The sequence below is a fragment of the Dyadobacter sp. UC 10 genome, from assembly GCF_008369915.1.
In the GTDB taxonomy this organism is placed as follows: Bacteria; Bacteroidota; Bacteroidia; order Cytophagales; family Spirosomataceae; genus Dyadobacter.
On record NZ_VSRN01000001.1, the window covers coordinates 268,725 to 290,263 of the forward strand.

The following is a 21,539-nucleotide window of genomic DNA, read 5'->3' on the forward strand; positions in this document are numbered from 1 at the left end:
TCATGCATGTCGACTATAAAGCAAGACAAATGAAAAGGAAAAATAGTAACCGAGTACTATATCACAGTTTTCATTACAGAAAACATTGCTATAGTGCCAGAACCAATTTTGCTTCGTTGCCTAACGTTGACAAAAACTGAATAAAATGTTATGCCTGAGAAGGGTTTTTGAATTCTTTTTTAGGCTTGCGTCGTTTTTGCCCGCCGCCCGGCCTGGAACTTTCCTTGGATCCGGAAGGTCTTTTTCGTCCGGGAACCTTAAAACGTTTCGGTTCGAAAAGTGGCGCCTCGCCCAGGCCCAGCTCTTTGGTAACGGATTTCTTCTCCAATTCCTTTTCAAAAAGCCGCTCTATTTTCAGAACATATTTCTGATCCTGCTCATTGATGAAGGTAATCGCAGTTCCTTTGGATTCGGCACGTGCCGTACGCCCTATACGGTGAACGTAATCTTCAGGATCGCGCGGAACGTCGTAATTGACCACGTGACTTAAATTATCAATATCTATCCCGCGGGACAAAACGTCTGTGGCTACCAGGACCGGAAACTGCCTGTTCTTAAAATTTCTTAACACAATCTCCCGGTCGGCCTGCTCTGAATCTGACGAAATGCCATGCGCATCCATTCCCAATTTGCGCAGCGAACGGACAATCGGCTCAACCGTGGATTTGCGGGAAGTGAAGAGCACCATGCTCGTACTTTGAACCTGACTTAGCAGGTGCAGCAGCAGCGGTAACTTCTGCTCATCGCTGGCCAGGTAAAATTGCTGGTCGATGCGATCAGCCGGACGCGAAACTGCGAGCCGGATTTCCTCAGGATTTTGCAGGATTCTTTTGGCCAGCTCATTGATCTTGGACGGCATGGTAGCCGAAAACATCAACGTTTGTCTTTTAGCTGGCAGAAAGCTCATTATTTTAAGGATATCTCCCAGAAAACCCATATCGAGCATCCGGTCTGCTTCATCGAGCACCAAATGCTTGATGTCACTGAAATTCACATAACCGAGCTGCAAATGTGCGATCAGCCTGCCCGGGGTAGCAATGATAATGTCGGCGCCCTGGGTCAATGCCTTTTTCTGCTGGTCCCACTCCGGACCCTTGTTTCCACCGTAAACAGCAATGCTGGTCGCGCCTACGAAATAGCCCAGTCCCTGGATCTGCTGATCGATCTGAACAGCCAGTTCGCGGGTTGGTACCAGGATCAATGCGCCTGTGTGCACATTGGATTCGTGGGCAACTTTGTCTAAAATAGGAATGAGATATGCAGCTGTTTTGCCGGTGCCTGTTTGTGCGCAGGCCAGCAGGTCTTTGCCGTCAAGTATGTAGGGAATTGCCTGCTCCTGAATGGGGGTCGCCTGCTTGTAGTTCATAGATTCCACGGCGTTGATTACGTCTTCGTGGAGTTCAAATTCGTCGAAATTCAAAATTCAGCTTTTAATCTGCCACGTTATGGCAGCGTGTTATAGAAAGAGCTGACTTAAGTTTTCCGAGTCAGCAAACCGCTTGATTTTAACAAATATAACAAAACGAAGGACAAATTAAAACCTGCAACTGAAAAACGGAGCCCAAAGATTGAGCCCCGTTTCTGACTTTTGCCCATTAAGATACTATTCCCCGATGGCCGCCAGCCCCCTCTCTTCTTCCGCGGTGTATAGCCGGGATTTGGTAATAAACCGAATTCCCAGCGGAATTTCGAGAGAAAAACTGGACCCGCGGCCACTTGTCACGTCGATGGTGAGCTGGGTATGCTTCCAGTATTCAAACTGATCGCGGCTCATATAGAATTCGCAGCCGGCGATTTCACCCAGCATCACGTCACTTTCCGAAGTCCTGAATTCTCCTTTCGGAAAGCACATTGGTTGCGATCCGTCACAACATCCTCCGCTCTGGTGGAACATCAGCGGGCCGTTGCTATCCCGAAGCTGGTCCACAATTTTTTCAGCTTCCGGTGTGATCAATACTCTGGCCGTGCCCATAACAAATCAGAAAAACCCAAGTTTATTCTGGTCGTAGGAAATCAGCATATTTTTAGTCTGCCGGTAATAGCCCAGCATCATTTTATGATTTTCCCGGCCAAAACCTGACTTTTTATACCCTCCGAAAGGAGCGTGCGCCGGATAAGCGTGATAGTTATTTACCCAAACCCTGCCCGCCTGGATCGCTCTCGGAACCTGGTAAATCTCATGCGCGTCTCGCGTCCAGACGCCCGCGCCTAGTCCATATAGAGTATCGTTCGCGATAGCGATTGCCTCCTCGGTCGTTTTGAAGGTGGTAACGCAAACCACCGGACCGAAAATCTCCTCCTGAAAAATCCGCATTTTGTTGTGGCCTTTGAATATGGTCGGCTTGATGTAATAGCCCCCGGAAATGCCATTTTCAAAAGTCTGCGCTTCTCCTCCTGCGAGCACTTCTGCGCCTTCCTCCTTACCGATCTTCAAGTACGAAAGGATTTTTTCATATTGATCATTCGAAGCCTGCGCACCCATCATGGTACTGGCTTCGAGCGGGTGGCCCATTTTGATCGCGTTCGTCCTTTGAATGACGCGCTCTATGAATTTATCGTAAATGCTTTCGTGTACCAGCATCCGCGACGGGCAGGTACAAACCTCTCCCTGGTTCAATGCAAAAAGCACGGCACCTTCGATGGCCTTATCGAAAAATGCATCATCCTCGTCGGCAACGGAGGGGAAAAATATGTTCGGAGACTTACCTCCCAGCTCCATCGTGACCGGGATCAGGTTATCTGAGGCATATTGCATGATCAGCCGGCCCGTCGTGGTTTCTCCGGTGAATGCCACTTTGGCGACTCTTGGAGACGATGCCAGCGGCTTGCCGGCTTCTACCCCGAAACCCGTTACGATATTGAGCACACCCTTTGGCAGAATATCGCCGATCAACTCCATTAAAACCATAATGGAAGTAGGCGTTTGTTCAGCAGGTTTCACTACCACACAGCAGCCCGCAGCCAGTGCCGGGGCAATTTTCCATGTAGCCATGAGTAGCGGGAAATTCCACGGGATAATCTGCGCAACGACGCCTAGGGGCTCATGCAAGTTGATGCAGACCGTATTTTCATCATGTTCCGAAACGCTCCCTTCTTCCGCGCGGATCACACCGGCGAAGTACCGAAAATGGTCGACGCATAGCGGCAGATCTGCGGCCCGGGTTTCGCGGATTGCTTTTCCGTTATCAATGGTCTCTACTACGGCCAGGTATTCGAGATTATCCTCAATCACCTGGGCGATTTTCAGCAGCAGGTTACTGCGGTAAGTGGCGGCTGTTTTACTCCATGCTGGAAACGCAGCGTGCGCGGCGTCCAAGGCTTTGTCAATATCCTCTTTGGTAGACCTCGCTGCCTTTGTAAATACCTGACCATCAATAGGTGACAGATTATCGAAGTACTCACCTTTAACCGGCTCAACGAACTCACCGTTAATGAAGTTTCCATATTTTTCCTTGAACTCAGGCCTCTGGGCCAGGTTCTGCGCAACATTACTCTTACTTTCTGTAACTGGGTTTTGGGTTATCGTATCCATGATTTTAAACAGTGATTAAAAATGAATAATGGATACAAACCTAGTAAGCACCCGCGTTACTCATTGGTACGATCGTTCCAGATTGTAGGATAAATATCTCATTTTATCAGAAATTAGTTATATTTATTGATGGAGAAAAGGAAGGAAAGAGGACGGGGACGATGGACGATCGTACAAACAATAATCTTTAACAGACAATAAATAAATTCAGAATATGGCATTGGGGCATAAGTTGGGGATGGTGGCTCTTTCGGGTGAAAAGTCTTTGAAAACTTTGGTTGAGAACCGGCGGGCTTTTACTTTGGAAAACTGCGAGCTGAATCTGTTTGAGACATTGCAGGCCTCTCAACTGGTACCACTTACTTTTTCCGACTTTGTAATCACCAGTATGCTGCGGGGTAAAAAAGTAATGCATTTGTTTGACAACCCGGGCTTTGACTACCTGCCGGGCGAAACGGTGCTGGTACCTGCTAATGTGACGATGAAAATTGATTTTCCGGAAGCTGACCTGAACAACCCTACCCAGTGCATCGCCCTCGCGCTCGATCAGAATAAGATCCAGCAGATCGTCGACAGGCTCAACGACACCTATCCGAGGGAAGGCAAGCAGCAATACTGGAACCTGCATCACAATCAATACCATTTCCTCAATAATCTCGAACTTGCACAGACACTCAATAAGCTGATCCAAATCTGCTCCGGGTCGGCACTGGGAAAAGATATTCTGGCCGATCTGACACTGCAGGAACTGATCGTGCATATTATCCAGACACAAAACCTGGAAGCGACCGAGCAGACAGCTTACCTGCATGAAGACAGCCCGCTTGCATTTGTGGTCAATTATATCAGGGCCAATATCAGTGAGAAGATCCAGGTTGACGAGCTGAGCGAAAAAGCATGCATGAGCCGCGCTTCCTTTTACCGGGCGTTTAAGCGGGAGTTCAGCATCAGTCCGCTTGATTTTATTTTGAAAGAAAAGATTAAAAAAGCGAAACATCTTCTCTCGGAAACGCAGTCAAGCGTTACGGATATCTGTTATCAGCTGGGCTTTTCGGATTTGAACTATTTCGGAAGGCAGTTCAGGAAGTCGGAGGGCATTTCGCCTAGCCAGTACCGCAATGTTACGGATTCAAAATCCTGATATTTGATCGAAAACGAAGCCTTTAAAACTTAAACTTCGTCCAAAAATTAACCTCCCCCGTCGAACTTAATTTTAACAGAATAAGGTAAATACACGCAGGGTAAAGGTGATGCAGCAGCCTGTCGGCGGATGCACCCAGGTGCCAGCTAAGGTCGTGAGGAGTTGTAAGATATACGACAAAGTACCCGGCCAAAACCAGCGAAATGACTGCAAAAGGCGTACTCTTCACAAACGCTGCTTTGTTAATTAAAACAATGATCAGCAGCAACATGACGACCCAGTAATATTGAATTGCAGTAAGTACCAAATGCTTTATAATCAGCCAGTACCGACCGGGAGAGGTGATCAGTATAAGCAGCTCCGCACCTCTGTTGGCATGGACCAGATCATTGGCCGGTGCCAGCACGAGTTTAAAATGCAACAGGATCAGAACAGGAATCAATGCTCCCGCGCAATACCACAGCACTCTCGTCGGCTTGCGCAAATTTTGGCACAGGAATACAACTGAAAACACGGCAAAAAACAGCTGTCCTTCATTTTTCACCCACGTCGCGCTTCCTGCGAAAAAGCCCAGCAGTACGAGCATTTTCATATTGCCTCCGGCAGCTGTTTCCTTATACAAAACAAAGGCAATCAGAATAAATAATGCCAGCAATGTATCGGCGTATTGCGAGGCAGCGAGGTTGATGAATTTGGTATCCAATGCGAAAATAGCCAGCGCGCTCGCGGCTGCGAAGACATGTCCAAAGCGGTTCAATGCCAGAAATACCGTCAGTGGAATGGCCAGCAATATCAAATGCGCAATGGCGATAGGAGCGAATGGTGAGATCGAATCAACGCCCCTCCAAATGAATGCGATCACCGAAGGCAACATAAGCGGATAGTCCGGATGCGTCACGCTCATTTTGTCGGCAAACAAGAACATATTAGTCCAGCTATGCGGGTAAAACAGAAATTTGGCATGCAAATTCCAGATCGCCCAGGCATCCCAGTCACCCCATCTGTAAACATAATCATTGAACCCAACTGTAAGTGCCAATGCGGCAATCGCCATTAAGAGCATCTTTAACTTGCTGACAGACGGGAAAGCCGGCAGGAATTGTTTTCGCTTGTCTGCATAATGTGCCCAACTGCTTAGCACACCGGACAAAATAATGCCACCTAATAGCAGGCGATAATCAAAATGAAACAACAGACACAAATAATAGAGGTAACCTGTCAGTGAAATGGTCAGTGCAAAAGACAGCGGATAAATGAGGAGGTTTTCCGGGCCGGCTATTCTGCGCAGGAGAAAACTGGTGGTCAAAAGCAGACTTAACAGAGCTAATAACAGGGGCAAAATCAGCATACTATCGTTTTGGGCGCATTAAAGTATATTTCATCCGGCGATTTGCACCTTGCGCAATGATTGCATAATCCGTTAATGCAGTCGCTGGAAGCGCCAATTCTTCAAGCAGTAATACAGTATCAGCCCCACTTTCAAGTTGCAGCACAGCAGGCGCCAGCACCAGCGCAGATTTAAAATACAGCACACCATGTCTGTCAGAAGGCGCGTTGGTTTTGAAGGCGATTTGGGAATCTGGAGAAATATGATTTTCGATGCCCGCAAAAAGAATGCTCATCGTATCCAGTTCAGTATCGGCTTTCTCCGAACCGAGCTTCCTGTAATTTTTAAAAGTTATCCAGCACAAATAGAAGATCACCAGGATAACTGCTTTTTTCATTGCGGAATCTTTTATTTGAAAGTTCCCGCGAAGATACAAATGGAAACTTTGATTGATAGCACAGTTACTGTCCGGCCTTCAATCGGTCAATAAACATAATCGCACGGTCTATACGTACCTGCACCGACTTGGCCCCGGCAATGTAATATATCATAGCGCGTTGCTTACTGGGCAGGGACTCATAGAATAACCGCTTCCCTGCTTCGTCGATTTCCAGCAATTCTTTCAGCTCCTCCGGCATATCCCGGCCAAATTCACTTTCATCCTTCCAGACTTTTGCAGACAATTTCTGGCCGAGCACAAACTTACCTTCCTGGCGGATAGGCGTACCGATATTGATGTAAAAACCGCCTCCACCCCTCGGCCGGATCGCGCATTGAAACTCGACTTTCCCGTTCAAAAGACAACGCACGCGGGCAGGTTTCCGGCCTTCGACAAACTGCGCGGCGACTTCATCGGGTACTATCATATAAAATTCGCCTCCCTTTTTAGGAAGGCGATCGAGTGTAGATTCGAAATGAATAATCTCCTGCATTACCGGAATCGTGTATTTATTCGGTCAAAGGCTTGACCATTATATCTTTATAAAAAACAACACTTTTGGGATCGTGCGCCTGCAATGCAAAGGTACCTGACTTGAGGAATCTGTTTTTCATATCCCCTTCCCGCTTGTCAACGTCAGTTTCCTCATAATCGACCACCACTTTATCATTGATTTTTATGGTAATATGCTTTCCCTCCACCTTGATATATTCCGTATACCATTCATCGTCTTTTACATAAGTTTCCTTGACGTCCACCACATTGTACAAACTGCCGGTGCGCTTGTAATCGGTATGCGATTGGTTTACCTGGATTTCATAACCTTGTGAAGGCCAGCCATCTTCCTGGTATGTTGTATGTACAAAAATGCCGGAATTGGAGCCTTTTGTCGTTTTGACAGTCGCCTTGAACTCGAAGTTTTTGAACATATGGTTTTTGACCGGCCCTTCATAAAACAAATGCGCGCGTGGGCCGGCCACCTTGATAGTCCCATCAACAACCGTGAATGAGGCGGCATTAGCACCGACCTTCCAGCCGTCGAAATTTTTGCCGTTGAAGAGAGATATCCAGCCGTCCTGGGCGTGGGATGTGATGCCGATGAGCAGGAAAATAAGTGCGAATGCCGCCGATGTAATTCTTTTTTGCATGTGTTTTAATGTTTATGACCAGGAATAATTACCGACAAATATTTACAAGAAGGAAAGTTGATTAACGCTTGAAAACTACTGATTTGAACACTATATAAATCCCTTCCCTCCAAAGTAGTCAGCCCTCATCTTTGTTACCGCAAACCCGGAATTCTTCAACCTTACATAAGGGGTTAAGTCTGACACGACAATACGTTTTTTGTTGCCTGATACAGGACGGTACAGGATAACTTACTTAGCTGCCAATACTAACATTGACAGACTAAGTATTACAATTTCAAGAATACCCCATGAGGAAGCCCACACCCGTGCCCGAAGATGAGCTGCATTTGGGCGAACTTTGGAACCGATTTCGTCAGAATGATGAACGTGCTTTTGACGAGCTCGCCAAGCGGCGCTACCGGCTGCTGTTCAATTACGCCACCAAATTCACCAAGGATACGGAGCTGATCAAAGACTGCATCCAGGATCTGTTTCTGGAATTATGGTATCGCCGGGCCCGCCTTACAGACACGTCTTACGTTACGGTTTACCTGATTTGCGCATTGCGAAACAACCTGTTGCGGAAGCTGAAAGTGAACACCCGCCTCGACGATTCGGCTGACATTGCCGCCAGTTGTGAAGGATTAACGGATAATCTGACGGTTGAAACCCTGCTGATCAGCTCCGAATCCATTTCGCAAAAAGAGCGCGAGATCCGCAATGCGATCAACCGCCTGCCGAAACGCCAGCAAGAAGTGATTTTTCTTAAGTTTTATGAAGGTTTGTCCAACGAAGAGATCGCCCAGGTGATGAAGATCGAACCACAAACCGTTTCCAATTTCATTTACCGGGCGATCGGTCAGCTGAAAAGCGGCCTGCCTTCTTTTTCTCAGATCATTCCTCAATTAATTTTTCTGTTTTTCAGCGAGGCCTTGCTTGACGCACTTCATTCATAGTCAACATCTTAATCGTAGATACTTTTCTTTGCTCTTTTTAAAATAAAATTATTCCTAAAATTTATCTCATAAAAAGGGTATCCGTTTCTCAGGACGTACTATTTCATAATATACAGTCCAATGAAAACGGAAAATGCAGGATTACGCACGATACGACATTAAAGATTTCCTGGCCGACGAGGCGTTTTGCAGGTGGGTGCTCCATCAAAAGCCTGCGGATAATGCTTTTTGGGAAAACTGGGTCCGTAACAACCCCGATCGTGCGGGTATTGTAACCGCTGCGAAAGAACTGATCTCGGAAATCCATCATGCACAGGATTACCTGAGCGAGGAAGAGCTCCAACTTGAATTGCAGCGCCTGTCTGCCGCAAGGAAATCAGCCACCGAAGAATTGGAATACACGAAGCCTTCCGCAAATTGGTTCGACCTGAACAGGTTCGGTCGCTTTTCGCTGGCATTTGGCGTCTTCACCTGCCTTATTGTTCTGGTTTATTTTTATACAAATTCCCCTGTCAAAACAGAGCTCCCGCAGGTCAGTCAGGAATCGTTGAAGGATAAACAAGATGAACAATGGATTGAAGTAACTAATAATCAAACCAATACAAAATACATCGCATTGCCCGATGGTAGTTCTGTAAGACTTTCGCCAAAAAGCAAGCTTAGCTATCCGGCCAGTTTTGTAAAAAAAGAACGCGAAGTCTTATTAAATGGCGAGGCGTTTTTTGATGTGACCAAAAATCCTGAAAGTCCATTTAAAGTATTCACGAGCGACGTGGTAACTACTGTTTTGGGTACCAGTTTCACTGTAAAGGCTTTTGATCAAGATAAAGATGTGCGGGTTGTGGTGAAAACAGGAAAGGTGACGGTGTCGGCAAATGCGCGGCAGAATAAAACAGCGGAAGCAGAAAAGAACGAGCTCGTCCTGTTGCCGAACCAGCAGGTCGTATACCATCGCGACGATCAGAAAATGAAGCGGTCGCTGATCGAAAACCCTTCGCAGGTTGGCCCGGCAGACATTGCAAGCCAGAGCCTGGTTTTTGAAAATGCGCCGGTTGCCAGGGTTTTTGAATCGCTGGAAAAACGATATGAAGTCCAGATCATTTACGATGCCGACCTGATGGCAGGCTGCCAGCTTACCGCAGAGCTTGGTCAGGAGCCATTATTTGAAAAACTCGGCATGATCTGCAAGGCCATACAAGCGCGCTATGAACTGATCGACGGGCAGATCGTGATTCACGGAAGCTCTTGCAAGTAGCTATTATACTATCCTAAACCCTTAAAAAGAATTTCATGAGCCAGTCCAGCCATCCACCCTGAGCTAAAATGAACAAGCCGAAGATGCTGTAACATCCCCGGCCTGCCTTTTCCCCTTTCTTAATTCTCATTAATAATCCGGTTCGCCAAAACCGGAAGCAGGGGATTTTTGTACCTCTTTTTCCAAAAAAGCATACTCACAAATCTATGAAAATTAGTACGAAACCGATCAGGATTTTCCTCAAAATCATGCGCATGTCAATCTATCAGCTGATCCTGTCTGTCCTTTGCACATCGTTGGTTGTGGCCAACGACAGCCGGGCGCAGGAGTTACTGAACCGCCGGATTTCACTGGATCTGGATGATCAGACAATAAGTGTGGCACTCCGTCAGATCAGCCGCCAGGCTTCCGTGCGGTTCATGTACAGCCCGCAGCTGATCCCTGCTGAGAGCAAAGTAACGTTACATGTTCAGAATGAGCCGCTTAATATAGTTCTGGAATCGCTTTTCAAGCCTTTGAATATTAGTTACGAAGTCTCAGGCAACCAGCTTGTGCTCAGCATGGGAGCCGACCAAAAACCCCTGAGTCCCCAGCCAGCGGAAGAGCAAAAACCGGTGGACAAGACCATTAAGGGATCCGTCAAAGATGAAAAAGGAGCGCCCCTGCCCGGTGTGAGCATTGTGGTAAAAGGAACCCAGCGCGGCTCACTGAGCGATACGGACGGAAGCTTTGAGGTCAGCATTCCCGACGGTGAGCACACGGTCATCTTCTCATTTGTGGGTTACCTGAGCCAGGAGATCCCGGTAGGAAGCCAGAGCACGATGGAGATTATATTGAAGGACGATTTGAAAGCATTACAGGAAGTGGTCGTCGTCGGTTACGGAACGCAGAAAAAGGTTAACCTGACCGGCTCGGTTGCCTCTGTGGAGGGCGAAGAACTTTTGAAAACACCGGCTACCAACATCACCAATTCGCTGGTAGGAAGGCTTCCGGGCCTTATTGCCGTGAATGGAAATGGAAAGCCCGGCGCGGGATCATCTATTTCCATCCGCGGGGCGAGCACATTTGGTGATAACAGCGCATTGATCGTCGTCGACGGCATAGTGCGGACTTTTGACCAAATCGATCCCAACGAAGTTGAAACCATTTCGATACTGAAAGACGCTTCGGCGACCGCGGTTTACGGTTCGAGAGCGGCCAACGGGGTAATACTGGTTACAACCAAACGCGGCGCGACGGGCAAGCCGACATTCAATTACAACGGCTTTGCCGGTTTCCAGCAGCCGACCCAATATCCCAAAGTCATGAATGCCTACGAATATGCAACCACTAAAAACAAAGCGGTGCAGAACCTCGGCAAACCGATCCAGTATTCTGATCAGCAGTTAGAGGATATTCGCACGGGCGTGCTTCCGGAATATGACTGGTATGGCAACACTTTGAAAAAACAATCTTTCCAGACGCAGCAAAACCTGAGCGTGAGCGGCGGCTCCGATGCGATCCGCTACTTTCTTTCGCTGGGATACCTGGATCAGGACGGAATGTATGACCGCATTAATTTTCAGCGCTATTCCATCCGGACTAATGTGGACGCCAAAATCAATAAAAACCTGACGATTTCGGCCGACATTGACGCCAGTGCCAGAAATACCAACCAAAGCGCCTACGCGCCCGAGTCCATTTTCGACGACATTGTGGCCGCTTATCCGCTCGATAAAGCATATAATCCCGACGGGACCATTTTTTACACCCGCGAGCAGCATCCGGTTGAAGAGATTAAAACCGGCTATAACCGCATGCGCAACAATATCCTGCAGGCCACATTGACGGTCAAGCACGAACTGCCGTTTATCAAAGGCCTTTCTGTTTTGGGACGCGCCTCTTTTGGCCGGGAATATGCCAATAACAAGCACTATAATGTTCCCATTTTCATGAACCGCCAGGACGCAGACGGTAATACGCTGGAAATATATCCCTATGGCGGCTGGAATGGTAAAACCGCATTAACGCAGTCATTCAGCGAGTACAATACAACCACATTGAATGCTTCGCTGAACTATTCCCGCAGCTTTGGCCAGCACGAATGGGGCGGCTTGCTGTTGTTTGAGCAGCTCGATGCGAAAGGCAATAACTTTTATGGTTTCCGCACCAATTTCCCTGCCCAGGGACTGGATGAATTTTTCTACGGTGGTGAAAGTCAGAAAGATGCCAATGGCGGCTCATTCACAGACGGTCGCCGCGGCGCGATTGCGCGGGTTAATTATAGTTACCAGCAACGCTATCTTCTGGAGGCTTCTTTCAGAAGGGACGGCTCTGTGGCTTTTCCAGCTTCAAAAAAATATGGTTTTTTCCCGGCGGTATCTGCAGGCTGGCGCATTTTGGAAGAACCTTTCCTGAAAGACATAGCGGCTCTAAGATTTCTCGACAACCTGAAATTGCGCGCTTCCTACGGTGTGGTAGGCAACGACCGCAATGTGTACACAGGCTATTTATTGAGAAATCCTACATTCCAGTATTCGCAGGTATACAATCCTTCGGGAACCATTGTATCAGGCACGGAAGGCCTTTCCACCATTGCGCCGGGCATTTTGCCTAATCCCAATGTGACCTGGGAAACGGCTTCGGTTTCGGATGTCGGCCTGGAAGGCTCGCTCTGGAAAGGGAAACTCCAGTTTGAAATAGATCTTTTTTACAAAAGAACTTCCAACATCCTCCGCACGCGTATCCGCTCTATTCCGGGCACGTTGGGCGCGCAGCTACCGGCTGAAAACTACGCAAAAGTCGATAACAAGGGTATCGAGTTTATGCTGAACTACCAGAACAGCTATCAGGCTTTCAAATATTTCGTAAAGCTCAACGGAAGCTTCTCGCAAAGCAAGGTGATCACCCTGGATGAGCCTGCTAACACGCCGGACTATCTGCTGCAAACCGGCCGGCCGCTGGGTTTTCTCACGGGTTATAAGGCACTGGGCTTTTTCCAGACCGACGAAGAAGTGACTGCTTACCTGCCGCAGTTTAACGGAGGACAAAAAGCGGGTGATGTGAAATATGCGGATATCAACGGCGACCAGAAAGTGGATGCTAATGACCTGACTATCATCTCGATGGACAACAATGTTCCGAAAGTGATCGGCGGGTTGTCATTCGGAGGTTCGTTGAAAGGCTTTGATTTGAATGTCCTCTTCCAGGCAGCCGGGCGCGTGCGGCAGGTACTTTACGGCGCTGCCAGGGACTTTTTCCAGGGAGGTACGCGCAATACTTACGTGGACTTGCTCGATCACTGGTCGCCCGAAAATCCGGATGCATTGTATCCAAGACCGTGGGAAGGCCCTCATCCTAACAACTCCCTGACTTCCAGCCTGTATCTGAGAAATGCCAGCTATATCCGGTTAAGGTCCATTGATTTTGGGTACACGCTGCCTTCGGATCTGGTCAAAAAGATCGGTGTGCGTAATGTGCGGGTTTATTTCTCGGGAGCCAATCTTTTCGTTTGGTCGAAAATGAAAATATTTGATCCTGAGGTCGAGAACGCGACGGGCACTTACTACCCGCAGCAGCGCACGCTGAACCTGGGTTTAAACCTTACTTTTTAATCAGTTAATGTTTTCAGTCATGACAAAAATATTTGCCAAAACACTGCTGGTTGTAATGATCCTTATGACCACCGCCTGCAACGAAGAATTCCTCGAACGCCAGGCAACCGATTCCATTCCTGAAGAAAATATCTTCCAGGATCCGGCGCTGATCCAGCTTTTTGTTAATAATATGTACCTGGATGTGCCTTCATTTGAACGGAATCTATACGACAACATTACCGACGAATCGCGTTGCTATTGGGGCGGCGGGCCAAGGAATGTGATTCAGGGCCAATGGTTTCCCGACAACAACCCGATGGAATACTGGGCTTATGGCCCTGTACGGAAAACAAATATGTTTTTGGATAAAATTGACGGGGCTGATATCGATGAGGAAGAAAAAGCAAATTTCAAAGGACAAGTAAAATTCCTTCGTGCCAAGCTCTATTTTGATATGATCAAACGCTACGGCGGCGTGCCGATTATCGCCGAGCCCCAGGGACTTGACGACGATCTGTTTGTAGCGCGGCAATCGACCGACGAAAGTTTTGACTTTGTGATCAAAGAACTGGAAGAAGCCGCTACGCTTTTGCCGGAAACGCACGGAAGCCGCGCGGTGGACGTCGGAAAAGCAAATAAGCATTCTGCAAAAGCCTTTTTAGGCCGGGTTCTGACTTATTGGGCGAGTGCCTTGTACAATCCGACAGGCGATGTGGCGCGCTGGCAAAAAGCTGCATTGGTGAATAAAGAAGTAATGGATTCCGGCAATTACAAGCTGCACGGCAACTTCCGCAACATTATGCTTGATAAAAACAATGAGGAAGAGATTTTCAGCGTGCAGTTTCAGAAACCATTCCGCGAACACGGTTGGGACTCATGGGGCCAGCCCGATTCTCAGTCCAAACAGGATGCTGTGAACCGCAGTCCCGTGCAGGAATTTGTAGATGCATTTGAAATGAAGAATGGAAAAGCGATCAATGAAACCGGCTCTGGATATGATCCGGCCAATCCTTACAAAAACCGCGACCCGAGATTCGATGCGACCGTGCTTTATAATGGTGCTACCTTCTTTGGCAATACCATCTATTTGTATGAAGGCGCGCCCATCGACGGCATTAACCTGCCTTATGCAACCATTACCGGCTATTTGATCAGAAAAGGTATGAACGAAGCCAACAAAGACTATTACGGAGCCGCCGGCAGCGACCAGAACTGGAACGAGCTGCGTTACGCAGAAGTGCTTTTAAATTATGCCGAAGCAAAAAACGAAGCGTTAACAGTGCCCGACGCGTCGGTGTATGCAGCGATCGAAGCGGTGCGCCAGCGGGCGGGATTGGTTCCCTACCAGCTTCCGACCGGACTTTCCAAAGTGCAAATGCGCGAAAAGATCCGTCACGAAAGGTATATCGAACTGAGCTTTGAGGGCAAACGCTACTGGGACCTCAGGCGGTGGAAAATTGCCGCGCAGGTATTAGACGGAAAACAATTCAATGCCATGTATATCACCAAAAATGCAAACGGAACTTATAGCTATAATCCAAAACCGGTAGATGGTATCCCCTGTGTTTTTCAGGAAAAAATGTATTTGATGCCTATACCGCAGCGCGAGATCGAGAAAAATCCCAAACTGGAACAAAACAGTGGCTGGTAAACCAAAACCGCCTTTTTTTACTGACTTAGCTAATTACCTATGAAGTCCAAATTTGAGCATATCCTGCTGGCCATCGTTTTTCTGTCAGTTCCGCTATTCAAACCGGCAAATGCGCAAGCACCCAACCCCGGATTTACACCCAAAAATGGCGACCATATCATCCTGCTCGGCAACACATTTGCCGACCGGATGCGCCACTATGGCTATTTTGAAACATTACTTCAGAAAAATTTCCCGGGCAAGCAGCTCACCATGCGGAATATGGGATGGAGCGCCGACGAGGTGGGATTACAGCCCCGCCCGCTCAATTTTCCGGGTTTTGGAGAAAAAACAACAAGGTTGACCGAGGGCCAGAAGGAAGTGAAGTTCCAGGGATTTACCCACGAAGGCGAGCGCATTGTAATGCCAGTCCCGCTCAATTTCGAAGGGCTGAACCAGGATCTTTACGACCAGAAAGCGGACATGATCTTCCTTTGTTTTGGGATGAATGAAGCATTTAAAGGTCCTGCGGGCTTGCCGCAATTTGAAAAAGACCTGAATGCATTTATTCAAAACCTGCAAAAGAATCAATACAATGGCCGCTCGGCTCCTGCCCTGGTGCTCGTCTCCCCGATCGCGCATGAAGCGTTGGGCGTGAATTTTCCAAATCCGGCCGAGCACAATAAAAATCTGGAATTGTACACGAAAGCCATGCAAAAAACAGCTTCCGCAAAAGGGCTGTATTTCATCGATCTCTTCGCGCCTTCATTAGCCAAAATGAAGCAAAACGCACAACCAAAACTGACCATTAACGGCATTCACCTGACCGGCCAGGGTTACAGGCTCGCTGCTGAATGGATGGGACAATCGCTGGGTTTTGGGAAAATGCCTGACCTGAATACCGAAAACAGCAAAAAGCTTTTGGCGGTGATCAAGATGAAGGATGACCATTTCTTTTACCGCTGGCGCGCTGTGAACGGCGAGTACATTTATGGCCGCAGAAGAGAACCTTTTGGCGTGATCGCGTTTCCGCCGGAGCTTCGGAAAATAAACCAGATGACGGCATCGCTGGATTCGGTGATCTGGGAAATGGGGAAAAGCAATGGGGCGGAAGCTTATAAAAAGGCCATTGAAATCGTCGACAGGCGCGGCAAACCGGTCGATCCTATGCTGATACCCGACATTCCGATGACAGGCCGGCAAGGCGAGGCCGCGAAAGCAGCCGCGCATGCGCATCACGAAAAATTGTGGCCGGCAACAACCGATAAATTCAAGCTGCCGGAAGGTTACGAAATCAATCTTTTTGCCTCCGAAAAGGACTTTCCGATTGAAAAACCGGTAGCCATGAACTTCGACGCGCGCGGCAGGCTTTGGGTGGCGACTATGCCCACCTACCCGCAATATTTCCCCGGCATCCCGGTCCATGACAAAATTGTGATCCTGGAAGATACCGACGCGGATGGTAAGGCCGATAAACACACCGTTTTTGCGGATGATCTTTACCTACCGCTCGGATTCGAGTTTGGCGACGGCGGCGTTTATGTGTCCCAGGAGCCGGATATTGTGTTTTTAAAAGACACCGACGGCGACGACAAAGCGGATTTCCGCGAAGTGGTACTGACCGGTTTTGGCTCCGAAGACAGCCATCACGCCACGCACGCATTCACATTCGGGCAGGATGGTGCTTTGTATTTCAATGAAGGAACCTTCCTGAATTCGCAGGTGGAAACGCCTTATGGCCCGATCCGCTCCTATGCCGGCGCGACTTATCGCTACGAGCCGCGCACGGCCAAACTCACACATTATATTTCCTATCCTTATTACAATCCGTGGGGAAGTGTGTTTGATAAATGGGGCATGCATTTGATCGGTGACGCCTCGGACGGCTCCAATTATTTCGCTCCGCCGATGACCGGAAATGTCACGTATCCCGACAAACATCCGCGTATTGAAATGTTTACGGAAACGCGCGTAAGGCCCACTGCGGGCATTGAAATTGTTTCCAGCAGGCAATTTCCGGATGAGGTTCAGGGTGATTTTTTGGTCAACAATAACATTGGATTCCAGGGCACGAAACAGCACCGGATCATCCCGCGCGGCTCGGGGATCGGCAGTAAGGAAGTAGAAGCGATCCTGCAATCCGAAGACCCCAACTTCCGTCCGATCGACATTGAATTCGGCCCGGACGGCGGTTTATACATTGTGGATTGGTACAACCCGCTGATCTCGCACGGAGAAAATCCACCGCGCGACCCGGCCCGGGACAAATCGCACGGCCGCGTTTGGCGGATTACTTACAAAGGCAAGCCTGCATTGAAAGTAACCGATGTGTCAAAGCAAAGCATTCCGCAATTGCTCGATAATTTAAAAGCCTACGAAGACCGTTTCCGCTATCGTTCGCGGGCGCAGATCCGGGAAAAGAAAGCGGCGGAAGTTTTACCGGAACTGAAAAAATGGGTAGCGGCATTGGATAAGAATGACCCGCAATATGAGCACAATTTGCTAGAAGGTTTGTGGCTTTATCAGGATTTCAATGTAGTTGAACCCAACATTTTAAAGACATTACTTAATGCAAAAGAGCCTCAGGCGCGCGCCGCAGCCACTAAATTGCTCCTCTACTGGCACGACCGCATTCCCGGGTCGCTGGAACTGATGCGAGCCCGTATCAATGACGAATCGGCGCGGGTAAGGATTGAGGCAGTGGTCGCACTGAGCTTTTTCAATTCCGAACAGGCCGTAACCGCAGCGACGGATATTTTCAAATATCCAACTGATTATTATATGGATTATGCGGTACATGAGACGTTCAGGTTTTTGAAACCGATCTGGCTGGCGGGGATGAAGCAAGGCAAAAGTTTCGATAAAAAAGCCGCCCGTTATGTTCTGAAATTGGCCAATGCACAGGAACTCGCCTCGTTGCCGCAAACTCCCGAGGTACGCACAGCCATGCTGACGCGCCCCGATATTAACGCTGCAAAAAAACAGGAAGCAGTAAGCATCCTTGCCAGAGAGCAAAAAACGGGCAAAGTAAATGTGCTGCTGGCAGCGATCAGGGAGGAAGAAAAGAGCAGGTTATCAAGTCAGCAAAGTGCTGCGCAACAGGAACTTATTAAATTACTATTAACTACTGAGCCCGCAGAATTAAAGCAGAGTCAGGCAGAATTGACAAAACTGATCAATGCAGACACGAGCCGGGTCATGCAGGCTACTGGCTTTGCGGCCCTGATCACCGCCGGGCAATCGGATCCATCTTTGCAAAAAGCAATTCAGGAGAAACCGGCGGCGTTCCTGAGCGGGATCTCCATGCTGAATAGCGGAGATTTAAGAGCTTCTTTTTATACAAAAGTAAAAGAGCTGACCGCCAGAGAGCCTGCCGCTGCCTATCCATTGCTGATGAGAATGACCATAGAAAACCCAGCTAAAACGCAGAATACCAAGGATTTCATAGCGTCGTTGAACACCACACCAGAGTCTGTTCAAAACTCGCCGGCATTTGCCACCGCCATTACGACGATGAAAAATCTGGTGTATTACATGCCGGAAAAGGACAAAAAGGATGTGCTTTCGATGCTGGAAAATATGGGTACGATTGAAATTAAGCTCGTTGCCATTGAAGCCAAAATGGCTTTTGACAAAAAAGCATTGACCGTCCCTGCCGGAAGAGCAGTAACATTGGTCTTTGAAAACCCTGATCTAATGCCGCATAATGTGGTGATCGTCAAGCCGGGCACAGCCGAGAAAGTGGGAGAAGCGGCGGATGCGATGGCGAGCTTGAAGGATGGTTTTGAAAAGAATTTCGTGCCTTCGACGCCGGACGTTTTATTCGCAACACCCCTGGTTAATTCAGGAAAAAGCTTCCGGCTGGAATTCAAAGCCCCGGCCCAGCCAGGAGAATATCCTTTTATATGTTCATTCCCAGGCCACTGGCGCGTGATGCAGGGAATTTTGACGGTTACCGACTCCAAAGTACCGTAACATGTCAAAACTAAAACGGACTTTGTTCGCTGCGGGAATTCTTTTTGCAAGCATCGAAAGCATTGCGCAAACCTACATCAACCTCTATCCCGGAACGGTCCCGAATTCAATTTCGGGGCCGAACCAGGAAATCCACGCTGCCAATGCATCCGTGGATTCCCTTACGTCAAAAGTCTCGGTTCCGGGTCTTACCATTTTTTTACCCACCAAAGAAATAGCAACCGGAACGGCGGTTATCATCTGCCCGGGAGGCGGCTACGGCACCTTACTGATCAAGCGCGAGGGAAGCGATGTGGCCCGCGCATTCAACAAGCTGGGCATCGCCGCATTTGTCGTGAAATACAGATTACCAGACAGCAAGATCATGAAAGATCAGTCCATCGGGCCGATCCAGGATGCGCAGCAAGCCATCAAAACCGTCAGAGCGCGTGCAGCAGAATTTGGAATTGATCCCGCCAAAATAGGCATCATGGGATTTTCCGCGGGAGGCCACCTCGCTTCCACCGCCGGAACGCATTTCGAAACGCGCTATGTGGATGAAGCAGGAAAAACCAGCCTTCGCCCCGACTTCATGATTTTGATCAATCCCGTTATCAGTTTCAATGATAGCACCGGGCACATAGGTTCGCGGGATAATTTATTAGGCAAAAATGCAAAGCCCGAAAAGATCCGTTTATTTTCGAATGAACTTCAAATTACTAAAAATACGCCCCCTGCCTTCCTGGTGCATTCCGGCGCAGATGTAGTAGTTCCTGTTTCCAATAGCATTGAATTTTACAAAGCACTCAACAAAAACGGCGTCAGCGGCGCGCTGCACATTTATTCCAAAGGTGAGCATGGATTTTTGAGCTACCCTTCATTTCAGGAGTGGTTTGGGAGAGTTGCGGAATGGATGAAGACGCTCAATTAGATTTTTAACCCTCCCACTCCATCGGCTACGACAATAAATCTGGGATCGAAATAGTGAGTTTTCAAAGCATGCCGCTTCTATTTTGTAACGTCAGACAAAAGCTCGATCACCCTACCTTCATCTTTGGCAAACCGATAGCATATTCAACTGATTAAGGCGACTTCGGAAAATTCCGTATCTCTCCATTCAACCTTGGAAAAGACTCCAGATAATCACCATTGCCCGTTTCACGCGGGTCTTTCGTGGCGAGCTGATAGCTTTTCAATTCATCCCGAAGTTTACTAACCTGCGAGGCCAGATTTTGATCATTGATCCGGTTTTTCAAACAGCCCGGATCTTTGATGATATCGTAAAATTCTTCGGCCGGCCGCTTGTCCGTTGCCAGGTGGAAGAAGGGCGTGATTTCAGGATTCTGCCATTCGCGGATTACAATGTTATCTGCCGATTCGTCGATATCGTGAAATGCGGTGTTGACAGGTTCCAGCTTTCCGTCTGAATCCAGCCTGGTGGGGTCACCTGCTGGCCAGCGTTCGGGTTTATAGTTCCGGATATACAGATACCTGTCGGTCCGGATGCTTCTTTGTGGATAACCCAGGTTGTTGTAACGTGATGACGAATGCCGCTCGCGCGACGAAAAGGCAGTGGTGCGTTGCGCTTTACCCGTTTTTAGCAGCGTCACCAAACTCTTGCTCTCAGTCCTGTAAGGTGGTAAACTTGCTTTTCCTACTTCCAGAAATGTCGCATACAGATCCACCAGACTGACCACATCCTTTGCCACCACACCTTTGCGGATCTCACTTCCCCAACGCACAGCCAGCGGCACATGAATGCCATATTCATATACATTGGCCTTCGCGCGCGGGAACGACATTCCGTTATCCGCCGTCACGACGATCAGTGTATTGTCCAGCTCCCCGGCTTGTTCGAGCTGGGCGATCACCTTCCCCAACTGTGAGTCAAACCATTGAATCTCATACAAATAGTCGAGAATATCATTGCGAACTTCGGGTAGGTCAGGGAGAAAAGGCGGTACCTGTACTTTGTCGGTCTCAAATCCGTTTGCCGCACCGATTCCTTTCTGGTAAGTGCGGTGCGGCTCGTGGGTTCCAAGCCAGAAAAAGAATGGTTTGTCAGCCCCTTTTTGTTTGAAAAAATCCTTGAAGTTCTCCGCGTAGTCTACATCCGAGATACCTTTCGGGCTCTGATGTTTTTTGGCCAGATATGCATTCCCGGCAGGATTTCTGCTTCTTCCCGAAGCTTTGAAATCGCCCGGCCCCCAGCCTTTTCCTGTAAAACCAACTGCATACCCAGCCTTTTCAAGCAGGTCGGGAAAGACCTGGAATTCGGCAGGAAAGCTGCTGGCGTGTGTGCCCGCTTCTTTGATCTGCCAGCAGTTCAGGCCCGTCAGCAAAGCAGCACGTGACGGACTGCAACCCGGCGAGGCCGCGAATGCATTGTTGAATAAAACCCCCTCCCGCGCAACCCGGTCGAAATGCGGCGTACGCGCAGCTTTGTCGCCATATGCGCCAGCGTAAGGGTAAGATTGATCGTCGGAAATAACAAAGAGAATATTGGGCCGTTTATCAGCCGCTGGTTTGCTTTTGCTTGCTGAAAGCCCTACCGCCGCGGCCATCAGCAGAGCAGACAAGATATTGATTTTCAACATACT

General features: G+C 48.5%; 15 protein-coding genes. 7 read left to right on the forward strand and 8 right to left on the reverse strand.

All coding sequences use genetic code 11. The features are described 5' to 3' along the window. Positions 1-148 precede the first annotated feature (148 nt). From FXO21_RS00985 to FXO21_RS00995, 3 genes are all read right to left on the reverse strand, one after another. Complete coding sequence (locus FXO21_RS00985; protein ID WP_149638345.1) at positions 149-1,420, reverse strand: DEAD/DEAH box helicase; 1,272 nt, start codon at positions 1,418-1,420, stop codon at positions 149-151. Between the two features lie 183 nt (positions 1,421-1,603). Continuing rightward, on the reverse strand, positions 1,604-1,972 hold the full coding sequence (locus FXO21_RS00990; RefSeq protein WP_149638346.1) for a DUF779 domain-containing protein: 369 nt from the start codon (positions 1,970-1,972) through the stop codon (positions 1,604-1,606). 6 nt (positions 1,973-1,978) lie between these two features. Continuing rightward, positions 1,979-3,532 (reverse strand): aldehyde dehydrogenase family protein, encoded by a 1,554-nt coding sequence (locus FXO21_RS00995; protein ID WP_225865516.1) that lies wholly within the window; start codon positions 3,530-3,532, stop codon positions 1,979-1,981. A gap of 214 nt (positions 3,533-3,746) precedes the next feature. Here FXO21_RS00995 and FXO21_RS01000 point away from each other — a divergent pair, with 214 nt between their 5' ends. Beyond that, on the forward strand, positions 3,747-4,673 hold the full coding sequence (locus FXO21_RS01000; RefSeq protein WP_149638347.1) for an AraC family transcriptional regulator: 927 nt from the start codon (positions 3,747-3,749) through the stop codon (positions 4,671-4,673). 22 nt (positions 4,674-4,695) lie between these two features. Here the strand turns inward: FXO21_RS01000 and FXO21_RS01005 are convergent, their stop codons facing one another. From FXO21_RS01005 to FXO21_RS01020, 4 genes are all read right to left on the reverse strand, one after another. Next, on the reverse strand, positions 4,696-6,021 hold the full coding sequence (locus FXO21_RS01005; RefSeq protein ID WP_149638348.1) for a hypothetical protein: 1,326 nt from the start codon (positions 6,019-6,021) through the stop codon (positions 4,696-4,698). 1 nt (position 6,022) lies between these two features. Beyond that, positions 6,023-6,397 carry a hypothetical protein gene (locus tag FXO21_RS01010; protein WP_149638349.1) on the reverse strand — a complete coding sequence of 125 codons (375 nt, stop codon included), beginning with the start codon at positions 6,395-6,397 and terminating at the stop codon, positions 6,023-6,025. 64 nt (positions 6,398-6,461) lie between these two features. Continuing rightward, complete coding sequence (locus FXO21_RS01015; RefSeq protein ID WP_149638350.1) at positions 6,462-6,932, reverse strand: YdeI/OmpD-associated family protein; 471 nt, start codon at positions 6,930-6,932, stop codon at positions 6,462-6,464. Between the two features lie 16 nt (positions 6,933-6,948). Next, positions 6,949-7,587: a 3-keto-disaccharide hydrolase gene (locus FXO21_RS01020; RefSeq protein WP_149638351.1), complete on the reverse strand. Its 639-nt coding sequence runs from the start codon at positions 7,585-7,587 to the stop codon at positions 6,949-6,951. Positions 7,588-7,877: 290 nt separating this feature from the next. Between FXO21_RS01020 and FXO21_RS01025 the strand changes: the two genes are divergently transcribed. The 6 genes from FXO21_RS01025 to FXO21_RS01050 all read left to right on the forward strand — a co-directional run bounded on the left by FXO21_RS01025 (position 7,878) and on the right by FXO21_RS01050 (position 19,870). Continuing rightward, a complete protein-coding gene (locus FXO21_RS01025; RefSeq protein WP_149638352.1) occupies positions 7,878-8,525 on the forward strand; it encodes an RNA polymerase sigma factor in 648 nt (215 codons plus the stop codon). A 133-nt stretch (positions 8,526-8,658) separates the two neighbouring features. Beyond that, positions 8,659-9,780 (forward strand): FecR family protein, encoded by a 1,122-nt coding sequence (locus FXO21_RS01030; RefSeq protein WP_149638353.1) that lies wholly within the window; start codon positions 8,659-8,661, stop codon positions 9,778-9,780. 206 nt (positions 9,781-9,986) lie between these two features. Continuing rightward, positions 9,987-13,373 (forward strand): TonB-dependent receptor, encoded by a 3,387-nt coding sequence (locus FXO21_RS01035; RefSeq protein ID WP_149638354.1) that lies wholly within the window; start codon positions 9,987-9,989, stop codon positions 13,371-13,373. 19 nt (positions 13,374-13,392) lie between these two features. After that, complete coding sequence (locus FXO21_RS01040) at positions 13,393-15,006, forward strand: RagB/SusD family nutrient uptake outer membrane protein (RefSeq protein WP_192579137.1); 1,614 nt, start codon at positions 13,393-13,395, stop codon at positions 15,004-15,006. Positions 15,007-15,045: 39 nt separating this feature from the next. Then, on the forward strand, positions 15,046-18,960 hold the full coding sequence (locus tag FXO21_RS01045) for a PVC-type heme-binding CxxCH protein (protein ID WP_149638356.1): 3,915 nt from the start codon (positions 15,046-15,048) through the stop codon (positions 18,958-18,960). A 1-nt stretch (position 18,961) separates the two neighbouring features. After that, positions 18,962-19,870 (forward strand): alpha/beta hydrolase, encoded by a 909-nt coding sequence (locus FXO21_RS01050; protein ID WP_149638357.1) that lies wholly within the window; start codon positions 18,962-18,964, stop codon positions 19,868-19,870. Between the two features lie 151 nt (positions 19,871-20,021). Here FXO21_RS01050 and FXO21_RS01055 read toward each other — a convergent pair whose 3' ends face one another. Continuing rightward, positions 20,022-21,536: a sulfatase family protein gene (locus FXO21_RS01055; protein WP_225865517.1), complete on the reverse strand. Its 1,515-nt coding sequence runs from the start codon at positions 21,534-21,536 to the stop codon at positions 20,022-20,024. Positions 21,537-21,539: the final 3 nt, after the last annotated feature.